This window comes from Pseudomonas sp. LRP2-20 (assembly GCF_024349685.1).
In the GTDB taxonomy this organism is placed as follows: Bacteria; Pseudomonadota; Gammaproteobacteria; order Pseudomonadales; family Pseudomonadaceae; genus Aquipseudomonas.
Genome location: NZ_AP025944.1, coordinates 725,085 through 738,712, shown reverse-complemented (window position 1 = coordinate 738,712; position 13,628 = coordinate 725,085). Strand labels below are relative to the sequence as shown.

12 protein-coding genes, 2 tRNA genes and 1 rRNA gene are annotated in these 13,628 nt (G+C 60.4%); 7 read left to right on the top strand and 8 right to left on the bottom strand.

Annotated elements, in window-relative coordinates:
* Positions 1 to 82: 82 nt before the first annotated feature.
* The 5 genes from OCX61_RS03105 to aptA form a co-directional block, all read right to left on the bottom strand.
* Positions 83 to 158, bottom strand: a tRNA-Ala gene (locus OCX61_RS03105).
* Between the two features lie 24 nt (positions 159 to 182).
* Positions 183 to 259 (bottom strand) — tRNA-Ile (locus OCX61_RS03100).
* Between the two features lie 85 nt (positions 260 to 344).
* Positions 345 to 1,881, bottom strand: a 16S ribosomal RNA gene (locus OCX61_RS03095).
* Between the two features lie 918 nt (positions 1,882 to 2,799).
* Complete coding sequence (locus OCX61_RS03090) at positions 2,800 to 4,293, bottom strand: CoA-acylating methylmalonate-semialdehyde dehydrogenase (protein ID WP_261942566.1); 1,494 nt, start codon at positions 4,291 to 4,293, stop codon at positions 2,800 to 2,802.
* A 73-nt stretch (positions 4,294 to 4,366) separates the two neighbouring features.
* Positions 4,367 to 5,713, bottom strand: coding sequence for an omega-aminotransferase AptA (gene aptA / locus OCX61_RS03085; RefSeq protein WP_261942565.1), 1,347 nt, complete (start codon positions 5,711 to 5,713; stop codon positions 4,367 to 4,369).
* A 118-nt stretch (positions 5,714 to 5,831) separates the two neighbouring features.
* Here aptA and OCX61_RS03080 point away from each other — a divergent pair, with 118 nt between their 5' ends.
* From OCX61_RS03080 to OCX61_RS03060, 5 genes are all read left to right on the top strand, one after another.
* On the top strand, positions 5,832 to 6,749 hold the full coding sequence (locus tag OCX61_RS03080; RefSeq protein ID WP_186604094.1) for a LysR family transcriptional regulator: 918 nt from the start codon (positions 5,832 to 5,834) through the stop codon (positions 6,747 to 6,749).
* A gap of 90 nt (positions 6,750 to 6,839) precedes the next feature.
* Positions 6,840 to 7,502 carry a TetR/AcrR family transcriptional regulator gene (locus tag OCX61_RS03075; protein WP_085676861.1) on the top strand — a complete coding sequence of 221 codons (663 nt, stop codon included), beginning with the start codon at positions 6,840 to 6,842 and terminating at the stop codon, positions 7,500 to 7,502.
* Positions 7,503 to 7,511: 9 nt separating this feature from the next.
* Complete coding sequence (locus OCX61_RS03070; RefSeq protein ID WP_261942564.1) at positions 7,512 to 8,096, top strand: IMPACT family protein; 585 nt, start codon at positions 7,512 to 7,514, stop codon at positions 8,094 to 8,096.
* Positions 8,097 to 8,462: 366 nt separating this feature from the next.
* Positions 8,463 to 9,149: an SDR family oxidoreductase gene (locus OCX61_RS03065; protein ID WP_261942563.1), complete on the top strand. Its 687-nt coding sequence runs from the start codon at positions 8,463 to 8,465 to the stop codon at positions 9,147 to 9,149.
* Positions 9,150 to 9,233: 84 nt separating this feature from the next.
* A complete protein-coding gene (locus OCX61_RS03060) occupies positions 9,234 to 10,181 on the top strand; it encodes an adenosine deaminase (RefSeq protein WP_027920845.1) in 948 nt (315 codons plus the stop codon).
* A 19-nt stretch (positions 10,182 to 10,200) separates the two neighbouring features.
* Here the strand turns inward: OCX61_RS03060 and OCX61_RS03055 are convergent, their stop codons facing one another.
* A complete protein-coding gene (locus OCX61_RS03055; RefSeq protein ID WP_261942562.1) occupies positions 10,201 to 10,905 on the bottom strand; it encodes an ArsR/SmtB family transcription factor in 705 nt (234 codons plus the stop codon).
* A gap of 464 nt (positions 10,906 to 11,369) precedes the next feature.
* On the opposite strand from OCX61_RS03055, the gene OCX61_RS03050 reads away from it, so the two are divergent.
* Positions 11,370 to 11,567: a hypothetical protein gene (locus tag OCX61_RS03050; RefSeq protein WP_082432304.1), complete on the top strand. Its 198-nt coding sequence runs from the start codon at positions 11,370 to 11,372 to the stop codon at positions 11,565 to 11,567.
* Here OCX61_RS03050 and OCX61_RS03045 read toward each other — a convergent pair.
* Complete coding sequence (locus tag OCX61_RS03045; RefSeq protein WP_261942561.1) at positions 11,518 to 12,699, bottom strand: multidrug effflux MFS transporter; 1,182 nt, start codon at positions 12,697 to 12,699, stop codon at positions 11,518 to 11,520. The two genes, OCX61_RS03050 and OCX61_RS03045, sit on opposite strands and share 50 nt — an antisense overlap.
* 152 nt (positions 12,700 to 12,851) lie before the next feature.
* Positions 12,852 to 13,049 (bottom strand): heavy-metal-associated domain-containing protein, encoded by a 198-nt coding sequence (locus tag OCX61_RS03040; RefSeq protein WP_261942560.1) that lies wholly within the window; start codon positions 13,047 to 13,049, stop codon positions 12,852 to 12,854.
* Positions 13,050 to 13,195: 146 nt separating this feature from the next.
* On the opposite strand from OCX61_RS03040, the gene OCX61_RS03035 reads away from it, so the two are divergent.
* A complete protein-coding gene (locus tag OCX61_RS03035) occupies positions 13,196 to 13,582 on the top strand; it encodes a hypothetical protein (RefSeq protein WP_103445800.1) in 387 nt (128 codons plus the stop codon).
* The last annotated feature ends 46 nt before the right edge of the window (positions 13,583 to 13,628 follow it).

Sequence of the window (13,628 nt, the reverse complement as noted above, 5' to 3'; positions counted from 1 at the left end):
ACGATCTGACAAAAGTCAGAAATCAACATTCGAACTGAATGTTCATTTCTAAGTTCTGAGCAGTGACTGCGTACCGCGAAAGTGGTGGAGCCAAGCGGGATCGAACCGCTGACCTCCTGCGTGCAAGGCAGGCGCTCTCCCAGCTGAGCTATGGCCCCGTATTCTACGGCTGAACCATGTAATGGTAGGTCTGGGCAGATTTGAACTGCCGACCTCACCCTTATCAGGGGTGCGCTCTAACCAACTGAGCTACAGACCTATAACAGGGTCGCGTTACAGCATCGTCTTTTACAATGAATCAAGCAATTCGTGTGGGAGCTCATCAGCAGGCTGATGTCGTCGATTAAGGAGGTGATCCAGCCGCAGGTTCCCCTACGGCTACCTTGTTACGACTTCACCCCAGTCATGAATCACACCGTGGTAACCGTCCTCCCGAAGGTTAGACTAGCTACTTCTGGTGCAACCCACTCCCATGGTGTGACGGGCGGTGTGTACAAGGCCCGGGAACGTATTCACCGCGACATTCTGATTCGCGATTACTAGCGATTCCGACTTCACGCAGTCGAGTTGCAGACTGCGATCCGGACTACGATCGGTTTTGTGAGATTAGCTCCACCTCGCGGCTTGGCAACCCTCTGTACCGACCATTGTAGCACGTGTGTAGCCCAGGCCGTAAGGGCCATGATGACTTGACGTCATCCCCACCTTCCTCCGGTTTGTCACCGGCAGTCTCCTTAGAGTGCCCACCATAACGTGCTGGTAACTAAGGACAAGGGTTGCGCTCGTTACGGGACTTAACCCAACATCTCACGACACGAGCTGACGACAGCCATGCAGCACCTGTGTCAGAGTTCCCGAAGGCACCAATCCATCTCTGGAAAGTTCTCTGCATGTCAAGGCCTGGTAAGGTTCTTCGCGTTGCTTCGAATTAAACCACATGCTCCACCGCTTGTGCGGGCCCCCGTCAATTCATTTGAGTTTTAACCTTGCGGCCGTACTCCCCAGGCGGTCAACTTAATGCGTTAGCTGCGCCACTAAAATCTCAAGGATTCCAACGGCTAGTTGACATCGTTTACGGCGTGGACTACCAGGGTATCTAATCCTGTTTGCTCCCCACGCTTTCGCACCTCAGTGTCAGTATCAGTCCAGGTGGTCGCCTTCGCCACTGGTGTTCCTTCCTATATCTACGCATTTCACCGCTACACAGGAAATTCCACCACCCTCTACCGTACTCTAGCTTGCCAGTTTTGGATGCAGTTCCCAGGTTGAGCCCGGGGCTTTCACATCCAACTTAACAAACCACCTACGCGCGCTTTACGCCCAGTAATTCCGATTAACGCTTGCACCCTCTGTATTACCGCGGCTGCTGGCACAGAGTTAGCCGGTGCTTATTCTGTCGGTAACGTCAAAACAGCAAGGTATTAACTTACTGCCCTTCCTCCCAACTTAAAGTGCTTTACAATCCGAAGACCTTCTTCACACACGCGGCATGGCTGGATCAGGCTTTCGCCCATTGTCCAATATTCCCCACTGCTGCCTCCCGTAGGAGTCTGGACCGTGTCTCAGTTCCAGTGTGACTGATCATCCTCTCAGACCAGTTACGGATCGTCGCCTTGGTGAGCCATTACCCCACCAACTAGCTAATCCGACCTAGGCTCATCTGATAGCGCAAGGCCCGAAGGTCCCCTGCTTTCTCCCGTAGGACGTATGCGGTATTAGCGTTCCTTTCGAAACGTTGTCCCCCACTACCAGGCAGATTCCTAGGCATTACTCACCCGTCCGCCGCTGAATCAAGGAGCAAGCTCCCGTCATCCGCTCGACTTGCATGTGTTAGGCCTGCCGCCAGCGTTCAATCTGAGCCATGATCAAACTCTTCAGTTCAATACTGCTTGGGTTTTTAAGAAACCCTAAACTTGGCTCAGCAATCTCAAATGACTATGTGATTTCTCGCATGGCCACTTGTGATGCTGATAATCTTTGTGACTATCAGTCCGTACTCACAAGCACCCACACGAATTGCTTGATTCGATTTGTTAAAGAGCGTTTGGTTAAGAGCTTTTCGTCTCAACCGAGGCGCGCATTCTACGCCTTCCTCATTTGCTGTCAAGCGTTTATTTTGAAGTTTTTTGCGAGAAACTCGTTTAACTTCAAACACTTGACTCGCTGCGATCGCTCGTAGCGGGAGGCGAATAATACAGCGTTTAAAACCGCTGTCAACCTTCATCTCAACCGCTATCGATCATTTGATCGAAGCCCTTTCAGCACCTTCCGAATCGTTTAACTCGTTGAATTTCAAGGAGTTTGTCGTTCCGTTGTCGCTGGAAGTGGGGCGCATTATAAGGGGATTCGGAAGGGCGTCAACCTTTAATTTCAATAAAGTGAAATATAAGCGAAAAAGACCGTATCAAGGCTGCCAAGTGCCCGCCACGACGCATTCAGCGCCTATGCGATCGAGCGCCGCCCGCGCGGCGCATCGCGAGCTGCGCTCGCTCCTACGTTTGTTTCGGGCCAATTTTTCCTGGGGGATTTGCGCGCGAACGTCTTGGCGCATGGCACGCTATCGCGTCGTACCAACAAGGCGGTCGCGCGCGCCTGTCACAGGCGTTACTGGCCCGAAACAAACGTAGGAGCGAGCAAAGCTCGCGATGCGCCGCGCGGGCGGCGCTCGATCGCATAGGCGCCAGACAACTAAAGGCAGGCCCCCCTCAAAACCAATTCAGCCTCAAGACAAGCCCCCACCAGCCCCACCCCAAAAGCAAAGCGGGGAGGCCTCTCGGCCTCCCCGCTTCATCTCATCCCTTACAAGCTAGGGAACGCAAACTGCGATGCCTCATGGCTGGCCCGCTGCGGCCAGCGCTGAGTAATTGCCTTGCGACGGGTATAGAAGCGCACCCCGTCCGGGCCATAGGCATGCAAATCACCAAACAGCGAACGCTTCCAGCCACCGAAGCTATGATAGGCAACCGGCACCGGCAGCGGCACGTTGACACCGACCATGCCCACTTCGATCTCATCGCAGAACAGGCGCGCCGCTTCACCGTCTCGGGTGAAGATGCAAGTACCGTTGCCGTACTCGTGATCGTTGATCAGCTGCATGGCCTGCTCCAGGCTGTTCACGCGCACCACGCACAGCACTGGGCCGAAGATCTCTTCTTTATAGATGCGCATTTCCGGGGTCACGTTGTCGAACAGCGTGCCACCGACGAAGTAGCCATCTTCATTACCCGCAACACGGAAACCACGGCCATCCACCACCAGTTTGGCGCCAGCGGCAACGCCATCGTCGATGTAACCGACAACCTTGTCCCGGGCAGCAGCAGTCACCAGTGGGCCCATGTCCAGGCCGCACGACGTGCCAGCGCCAATCTTCAGCGCCTTGATCTGCGGCTCCAGCTTGGCGATCAGCGCATCGGCAACCTGGTCGCCCACGCATACCGCCACCGAAATAGCCATGCAACGCTCGCCGCACGAACCGTAGGCGGCGCCCATCAGCGCGCTGACCGCGTTGTCCAGGTCCGCATCGGGCATCAGCACCGCGTGGTTCTTCGCGCCGCCCAGGGCCTGCACGCGCTTGCCGCGCTTGGTGCCTTCGGCATAGATGTATTCGGCGATCGGGGTCGAACCGACGAAGCTCAGGGCTTTCACTTCCGGTGCTTCGATCAGCGCATCGACCGCTTCCTTGTCACCATGCACCACATTGAGGATGCCCTTCGGCAGGCCAGCCTCCAGCAGCAACTGGGCGATGAACAGGGTGGAACTCGGGTCACGCTCGGATGGTTTGAGGATGAAGGCGTTGCCACAGGCGATGGCCAGGGGATACATCCACAGCGGCACCATGGCCGGGAAGTTGAACGGGGTGATGCCGGCGACCACGCCCAGTGGCTGGAAGTCGGACCAGGCGTCGATGTTCGGGCCGACGTTGCGGCTGTACTCGCCTTTGAGCACTTCCGGCGCCGCGCAGGCGAACTCGACGTTCTCGATGCCACGCTTCAGTTCACCGGCCGCGTCTTCCAGGGTCTTGCCGTGCTCTTCGCTGATCATCTGCGAGATACGGGCTTCGTTCTGCTCCAGCAACTGCTTGAAGCGGAACATCACCTGGGCACGCTTGGCAGGCGGGGTGTTGCGCCAGGCCGGGAAGGCAGCCTTGGCCGAATCGATGGCTTGCTGCACGGTCGCGCGGCTGGCCAGTTCGACCTTGCGTACCGCTTGGCCGGTGGAGGGGTTGAAGACATCGGCGGTGCGCTCACCCTTGGTAACCAGTTCGCCGTGAATCAGGTGCTGAACAATGCTCATGCAAAACTCCAGATAAAGAAGGCTGAGGCAGGCGCGTGATTGGCTCACGCACCTTACGTCAAAATCGGAAAGATCAGTCGACCTGGTTCAGGGCTTCACCCACCGCGTCGAACAGGCGGTCGAGTTCCTGCGGCTGGGTATTGAAGGTTGGGCCGAACTGCAGGGTGTCGCCACCGAAGCGCACATAGAAGCCGGCTTGCCACAGCTTCATGGCTGCTTCGTAAGGACGCACGATGGCATCACCGTCGCGGGCAGCGATCTGTATCGCGCCGGCCAGGCCGTAGTTACGAATGTCGACGATGTTCTTGGTGCCCTTGACGCCGTGCAGCAGCTTCTCGAAGTGCGGCGCCAGTTCGGCAGCCGACTGCACCAGGCTTTCCTTCTGCAGCAAGTCGAGCGCGGCGATACCGGCGGCGCAGGCCACAGGGTGAGCCGAGTAGGTATAGCCGTGAGGGAATTCCACAGCATATTCCGGGGTCGGCTGGTTCATGAAGGTCTGGTAGATCTCGCTGGTGGCGATGACCGCACCCATCGGGATGGCACCGTTGGTGACCTGCTTGGCGATGCACATCAAATCCGGGGTGACGCCAAAGGCCTCGGAACCGGTCATGGCGCCCATGCGGCCGAAGCCGGTGATCACTTCATCGAAGATCAGCAGGATGTTGTGCTGGGTGCAGATTTCACGCAGGCGCTTCAAGTAACCCTTCGGCGGCGGCAGCACACCGGCGGAGCCGGCAAGCGGCTCGACGATCACCGCTGCGATGTTCGACGCATCGTGCAGCTCGATCAACTTGAGCATTTCATCTGCCAGGGCGATACCGCCCTCTTCCGGCAAGCCCTTGGAGAAGGCGTTCACCGGCAGCACGGTGTGAGGCAGGTGGTCGACGTCCAGCAGCTGGCCGAACATCTTGCGGTTACCGTTGACGCCCCCCAGGCTGGTACCGGCAATGTTCACCCCGTGGTAACCACGGGCACGGCCAATGATCTTGGTCTTGGTGGCCTGGCCCTTCAGGCGCCAGTAGGCACGCACCATCTTCAGCGCGGTGTCGCAGCACTCGGAGCCGGAGTTGGTATAGAAGACGTGATTCAGGTCGCCTGGGGTCAACTCGGTGATCTTCTCGGCCAGCTGGAACGACAGCGGGTGGCCGAACTGGAACGCCGGGGAATAATCGAGGGTGCCGACCTGGCGCGCGACCGCTTCGGTGATTTCCTTGCGGGTATGCCCGGCGCCACAGGTCCACAGGCCAGAGAGGGCGTCGAAGATCTTGCGCCCCTTGTCATCGACCAGGTAGTTGCCTTCGGCCGCCACGATCAGCCGCGGGTCGCGCTGGAAGTTACGGTTGGCGGTGTAGGGCATCCAGTGGGCATCCAGCTTCAGCTGGCTGGCGATACCGGCGGGAGCGGTTTCGGGCATGTTCATCGGCGGTTCCTCGGAAGACGACTAGGCAACGATGGATGTTGTTGCGGCTAAATTCGCACGCGGATAAAGTCTGAAAAAGCCTACATTTCTAATCTTCAGATAGCGCAAGACTAAACTTATGAGCCGACGCCCCGACCCTCTCGCGCAAGTGAGCGATTTCGACATCCGCCTGCTGAAAATCTACCGAAGCGTCGTTGAGTGCGGCGGCTTTTCGGCTGCGGAGAACGTACTGGGGATCGGCCGCTCGGCCATCAGCCAGCAGATGAACGACCTCGAACAGCGCTTGGGTTTGCGCCTGTGCCAGCGCGGCCGTGCCGGTTTCTCGCTGACCGAGGAAGGCCGCGAGGTCTATCACTCGGCCCTGCAGTTGCTCAGTGCGCTGGAAACCTTTCGTACCGAAGTCAACGGCCTGCACCAGCATTTGCGCGGCGAGCTCAACATCGGCCTGACCGACAACCTGGTCACCCTGCCGCACATGCGCATCACCCATGCCCTGGCCGAGCTCAAGGACCGCGGCCCGGATGTGCGCATCCAGATCCGCATGATTGCCCCCAGCCAGGTCGAGCAAGGGGTACTGGACGGCAGCCTGCACGTCGGCGTGGTACCGCAGACCAGCCCGCTGTCCGGCCTGGAGTACCAACCGCTGTACAGCGAACGCTCACAACTCTACTGCGCGGTGGGCCACCCGCTGTTTTACGCCGACAACCAGCAGATCGACGATGACCGCCTCAACAGCCAGGAAGCGATCGCGCCGACCTTCCGCCTGCCCGCGGAAATCCAGGCGCACTACCAGGCGCTCAACTGCACCGCCAGTGCCTCGGACCGCGAAGGCATGGCGTTCCTGATCCTCACCGGGCGCTACATCGGCTACCTGCCCGACCATTACGCTGCGTTCTGGGTCCAGCAAGGTCGCCTGCGTGCACTCAAACCGGCGCAACGCTTCTATGACCTGAGCCTGAGCTGGGTCACGCGCAAGGGACGGCGGCCGAACCTGGTGCTGGAAAGCTTCCTGGAAAGCCTGGCTGCGACACGCTGATGCCCGCTTCTGACGCTAAGGCTTGTCACGCCAGCACAGGCAGGTAATCTTGTCCGACATTCGTTGCCACAGACCTGTCCGGAATCGTCCATGACCCTAGAAGTCCCTGCGCATCGCCTCGCCGCCTCGGGCAAGCCCGCCGGCCGCATCCGCCAGAAGAACGAGCAGGCCATCATCCAGGCCGCCGAAGACGAATTCGCCCGCCATGGGTTCAAAGGCACCAGCATGAACACCATCGCGCTGAAAGCCGGCTTGCCCAAGGCCAACCTGCATTACTACTTCACCAACAAGCTCGGCCTGTACATCGCCGTGCTGAGCAACATCATCGAGCTGTGGGACAGCACCTTCAACGCCCTGAGCGTCGAGGATGACCCGGGCGAAGCGCTGAGCCACTACATCCGCACCAAGATGGAGTTCTCCCGGCGCAACCCGCAGGCTTCGCGGATCTTCGCGATGGAAGTGATCAGCGGCGGCACCTGCCTGACCGAGTATTTCAGCGCCGATTACCGCGAATGGTTCCGCGGCCGCGCCGCCGTGTTCCAGGCCTGGATCGAGGCCGGCAAGATGGACCCGGTCGACCCGGTGCACCTGATCTTCCTGCTCTGGGGCAGCACCCAGCACTATGCCGACTTCGCCACCCAGATCTGCCAGGTCACCGGCCGCAGCCGCCTGACCAAGCAAGACATGGAAGATGCCAGCAACAACCTTATCCACATCATACTCAAGGGGTGCGGCATCAAGCCGGCTGCCTGACGTTCATCTATGCCTTCTACCCTGCTCGACCTCTGCGAATTTCGCGAGGAAATCCGCAAGAGCCGCTTCATCACCCTCGCCGGCCCGATCAACAGTGCCGCCGAGGCGATGAGCTTCATCGAACGCCACAGCGACCTGGCCGCCACCCACAATTGCTGGGCCTGGAAGATCGGCGGGCAATACCGCAGCAATGACGATGGCGAGCCGGGCGGTACCGCCGGGCGGCCGATCCTTGCGGCCATCGAAGCCCAGGACTGCGACCAGGTGGTGGTGCTGGTGATTCGCTGGTACGGCGGTATCCAGCTGGGCACCGGTGGGCTGGCTCGCGCCTATGGCGGAGGTGCCAACAAATGCCTGCAACAGGCGCCGAAACGCCTGCTGATTCAACGCAGCGAATACAACTGCAGCTGCTCTTTCAGCGAACTGGCACTGGTGAAACTGCGCCTGGCCGAGGTGGATGGCCTGGTGCTCGACGAGCAGTTCACCGCCAATGGTGTCGACCTGCATATTGCCGTGGGCGCCGAACATCAACCCGCCCTGCAACAGCAACTGGCCGACCTGAGCCGCGGCCGAATCATCCTCGAAGCCTGCTGAAACTTGCCCACATCTGCTGTGGGCCGGCCTGTGGATAAGCTTGGGGCACTCCTTTACAGCCCAGGCCCGGCAAGGCCTGCAGGGCATTGAGCATATTTTGATCACTATTTGATGACAGCCGTAAACGACTGAACCCTCAATACTTATCCCCAGTGTGTCAGGCGCATTACACAACCCCTGTCGTTGCGCTTGCTCACATTTACTGTGGACGACGCTGTGGATAACCCGTTAGCCAACCGGCCAAGCCCCCGCTCGCCCACGGCCCCAAGCTGCTGATCATTTTTTATTCAGACTCAGAATCAGCAGACGTGTGCGGTCTGCATTATGCTCAAAGCCTTTCCCTTCAACCGAACAAGGAGCGCTCACATGGCTAGCTCGAAAAACGCCCTCATCATCGGTGCTTCCCGTGGCCTCGGCCTGGGCCTGGTACAACGCCTGCACGAAGACGGCTGGAACATCACAGCCACCGTGCGCAATCCCCAGCAGCCCGGCGCCCTTGCCGATGTAGCGGGAGTCCGCATCGAACAACTGGAAATGAACGACACCGCCCAGCTCGACGGGCTCAAGCAACGCCTGCAAGGTGAGGTGTTCGACCTGGTGTTCGTCAACGCCGGGGTCATGGGCCCTCTCCCGCAAGACCTGGAAACCGTCAGCACCCAGGCCATTGGCGACCTGTTCATGACCAACGCCGTAGCCCCGATCCGAGTTGCCCGCCGCCTGGCCGGCCAAGTGCGCGAAGGCAGCGGCGTGTTGGCGTTCATGAGCTCGATCCTTGGCAGCGTAACCGTCCCCGACGGTGGCGAGATCTGCCTGTACAAGGCCAGCAAGGCCGCGCTCAATTCGATGATCAACAGCTTCGTGGTCGAACTCCAACGCCCCGACCTGTGCGTACTGGCCATGCATCCGGGCTGGGTGAAGACCGACATGGGCGGCGAAAACGCCGAAATCGACGTGCTCACCAGTACCCGTGGCATGCTCGAACAGATCAAGGCGCAAAGCGGCCGCGGTGGCCTGCGCTTCATCAACTACAAAGGCGAGTCACTCACCTGGTGAAGTGAATACCGACCGGCCGGGCGCAATGCTCGGCCAGGCCCTGTAGAATGGCGGCAACCGTACCTGATTTGAGACATCCCCCTTATGTATGACTGGCTGAATGCCCTGCCCAAGGCAGAACTGCACCTGCACCTTGAAGGTTCACTGGAACCCGAATTGCTGTTCGCCCTGGCCGAACGCAACAAGATTGCCCTGCCATGGAACGACGTGGAAACCCTGCGCAGCGCCTACGCCTTCAACAACCTGCAGGAATTCCTCGACCTGTATTACCAGGGCGCGGACGTGCTGCGCACCGAGCAGGACTTCTACGACCTGACCTGGGCCTACCTGCAGCGCTGCAAGGCGCAGAATGTCATCCACACCGAACCGTTCTTCGATCCGCAGACCCACACCGACCGCGGCATCCCGTTCGAGGTCGTGCTCAATGGCATCAACCAGGCACTGAAGGACGGTCGCGAGCAACTGGGCATCAGCAGCGGCCTGATCCTGAGCTTCCTGCGCCACCTCAGCGAAGACGAAGCGCAGAAGACCCTCGACCAGGCCCTGCCCTTCCGCGACGCGTTCATCGCCGTCGGCCTGGACAGCTCGGAAATGGGCCACCCGCCGAGCAAGTTCCAGCGCGTGTTCGACCGCGCCCGCAGCGAAGGCTTCGTAGCGGTGGCCCACGCTGGTGAGGAAGGCCCACCCGAGTACATCTGGGAAGCCCTCGACCTGCTGAAGATCAAGCGCATCGACCACGGCGTGCGCGCCATCGAAGACGAACGCCTGATGCAGCGCATCATCGACGAGCAGATCCCGCTCACCGTCTGCCCGTTGTCGAACACCAAGCTTTGCGTGTTCGACCACATGAGCCAGCACAACATCCTCGACATGCTCGAACGTGGCGTGAAGGTGACGGTGAACTCGGACGACCCGGCCTACTTCGGTGGCTACGTCACCGAGAACTTCCACGCCTTGCACACCCACCTGGGCATGACCGAAGACCAAGCCCGCCGGCTGGCACAGAACAGCCTGGATGCACGCCTGGTCTGAGCACCAGAAGCCGTTGCGGCTAACCCAGTTGCAACGTCATCACGCGGGCTATGCGGTTGATCTGCTGCACACCTTCGGCGGAAATCTGTAGAACCCGCGAGCTCTCAGACTCGCGTATCCAGCCAGACTGCAGAAACAGTTTGAGCAATGCCTGGCCAAGGCTGCCACCCAAGTGTGGCCCTTGGTCGCTCCACTCATTGCAATGGCAGATCACACAGCGCTGCTTGCGCGATGCCAGCGCGTCTATGTAGACGCCAATGGCGGCCAGTTGCGTTCGCCCCTCCTCGCTGACCATCAGCTCTCGCTCACTGCCCTCCAGCCAGCCCGCCACCACCAGCCGGTGATACAGCTCACCTGCCAGCTCGCCCCCCAGGTGATCGCCACAGCGACGCGCCCTGCGCATCGACATCGGCAATTGCAGTGCCTCTGTGCGCGCCCCCTTCTCCGACGCCAGCTGGACACTGGCCAACGCTTCGACGGCTACGCCCACCTGTGGTGTCGCGAGCCTGAAGTAGCGTTTGCGCCCGCGCGCTTCAAGCCTGAGCAGGCCGGCCGAAGACAGCAACGACAGGTGAGCGCAGGCCGAAGACGAGGTCAGCCCGGCCATCATCGCCAGTTCATCGGTCGGTCGCGGTATGCCATCGATTAGCGCCCATAACATCGCGCTGCGCTTGGGGTCGGCCATCAGGCCGGCAATCTGACTGATACTGCTGACTGCATTCATGTCCCTGTATCTCCCCGCATGATCACGTCTGTTTTCCAGAGGCCAGCCTTGGCTACGCTGATCGCCCCCCAGCAAACTGTCCAGGCGCAAGTATAAGCCGCACCCGGGCCCTTCCCGGCAGCCCTGCACGTGCTCCGGCAGGCTCATCCAAGGTTGGGTGGGGCAACCCTGGCGCGAGTCATCGACGTGCGCAAATCGCCACAACGTGGAGCAGAAGGGAAAATACAAGGCATGAGGAAGGATGGCCCAGAGCGGGGAGCGACTGTGCTGACAGCGCGCTTCCTTAAGTAGCGCAAATCAAAGCGAAGCTTCCGCAGCAATTCTGGCATACCCACTGGAATCACAGGACCGGCCATTGGCAATGGGTGCCTTGACCGCCAGTCAGGACACCCATTCAAGGCATGGCGCCAGGTGATTGCAGCGCTACACTTGACCCGCTCTCCCCCAATCGGAGGTATGCCACGATGAAAATTGTCGTCAGTGCGTCGAACCGCAACCCCAACTGCCCGTGGCAGGTAAGGCTCGACCAGCATGTGGTGAGTTTCCGCAGCGAGGCAGAAGCACGCGCCTTCGTTGCCACCCTGGAAACCCGCCTGCAGGCACCTCACCCACTCATGCTGGACGCTTGGCCTGCAAACGCCGGGTCAACAGCGCGACACTGACCACCAGCGCCCCGCACAGGCTGATCACCAAGGCCATGGGCACTGCACTGCCGTCATGCAGCACCCCGACCAGCGACGCCGCACCGGCTGCGACGCTGAACTGCAGGCAGCCCATCAGTGCAGACGCGCTGCCCGCCCGCGCGCCCTGGCCGCTCATGGCGCAGGCCGAGGCGTTGGGGATGATGCAACCCAGGCTGGCAATGCAAACGAACAGCGGCACCAGCAACGGCCACAACTGCGCCGGGCGCATGGCTGCCACCGCGAGCAGTACCAGCCCCGCTGCCAGGTAGAGCCAGACCGCCCGCACCAACAGGAAGGCCGGGCCTCGCTTGGCCAGCAGGCGCGCGTTGACCTGGGCTACCAGGATGAAGCCGGCCGCGTTGGTCCCGAACAGCCAGCCATAGTGTTCCGCGGGTACGCCATAGAGCTTGATGAATACGAAAGGCGAACCAGCGATGTAGGCAAACATCCCGGCAATGGCGATACCACCGGTCAAGGCATGGCCAATGAACACTCGATCAGCCAACAACCGCAGGTACTGGCGCAATGCACCTGACAACGGCTGGCGCGGCATATGCGCCGGCAGGCTCTCTGGCAGGCCCAGGCTTACCGCCAGCAGGCTGGCAGCACTGAACAGGCTCAGCGCCAGGAAAATTGACTGCCATCCGGCCAGGTTCACCAGAACCCCGCCCAGCATTGGCGCAAGGATCGGTGCCAGGCCCATCACCAGCATCAACTGCGAAAACACCTTGGCCGATGCCACCGGGTCGCACTTGTCGCTGACAATGGCCCGCGACAACACCATGCCGGCGCAACCGCCCAGTGCCTGGACAAAGCGCGCCACGATCAAGGTGTCTAGGTTGGGGGCGTAGGCACAAGCCAGCGAAGCCAAGGTGAACAGCGCCACGCCGAACAGCAGCGGCTTGCGCCGACCAAAACGGTCAGCCACCGGCCCGTAGGCCAGCTGGCCAATCGACAGACCAAGGAAATAGGCCGCCAGGGTGGCCTGTACATGTTTTTCATCGGTGGCGAACGCCTGCGCCATGGCCGGGAAGGCGGGCAGGTAGAAGTCGATCGCCAGGGGCCCGAACGCACTCAATGCGCCCAGGATGAGCACCATTCGCAGGTTCATCAGGAATCCATAGCAGGCTAAGCAAGCCGCCAAGTCTACCTGCAGGAGCGGCCTTGTGTCGCGATCAGGCCGCAAAGCGGCCCCCGCCACTTACCGATCACGGCTGATATCCAGGGGCCGCCTTGCGGCCCGATCGCCACAAAAGGGGGCTTCTACACCGCTTCTGCCTGGTAGCCTTCCTCACGAATAGCCGCCAGCACCTGCTCGACAGCCAGCGAGCTTTGTACCCGCACCTGCTTGCCAGCCAGGTCGACTTCCACCTTGGCCTGCGCATCCTGCTCCTGTACCGCGCGAGTCACTGCTTTCACACAATGGCCACAAGTCATGCCTTGAACATTGAACACTTGCATGGGTACTGCCTCCTTCAGGGTTTTACGCAGTTTCAAGCTTGCCATCGGGGCAAGGTCAAGTTCTGCGTGAAACGGCCGGGCTGGAAATCCGCGCGGACCTCGGCCAAGCTGCGCCTTTGACGATTTGTGCAAGCAGGAGATTCTTCATGTTCAGGACAGCAGTGGGTGTTGTCGGGCTGTTGGCCGCCTTGGCCGCAGTGCCACCGGCCAGCGCCGAGGGCAACTCGGACTACAGCGTGCTGATCATTTCCCGGGAACGCCTGGAAGTGGCCACCAGCTGCGAAATCGGCGTGTACCTCAACGATCAGCTCTCCGGCCGCGTTTTCCAGGAACAGTCCACGTCCTTCAACCTGCCGCCCGGCCCAATCGACGTACGCCTGCGCCTGCTGCCTGGGCAAATGCCAGGCTGCGCCCCCGGCATCGAGGACCAACGCAGCACCCGGCTCAACCTGCAAGCGGGGCAGATCACCAAATACCGCATCGCCATGGGCCATAATGGCCTTGAATTGAAGCGAGCCGGCCTGGGCTATTGACCTTCCCCGCGTGGCAAGGTTGATGCTGGTGCTCAAGCCCTGCCAA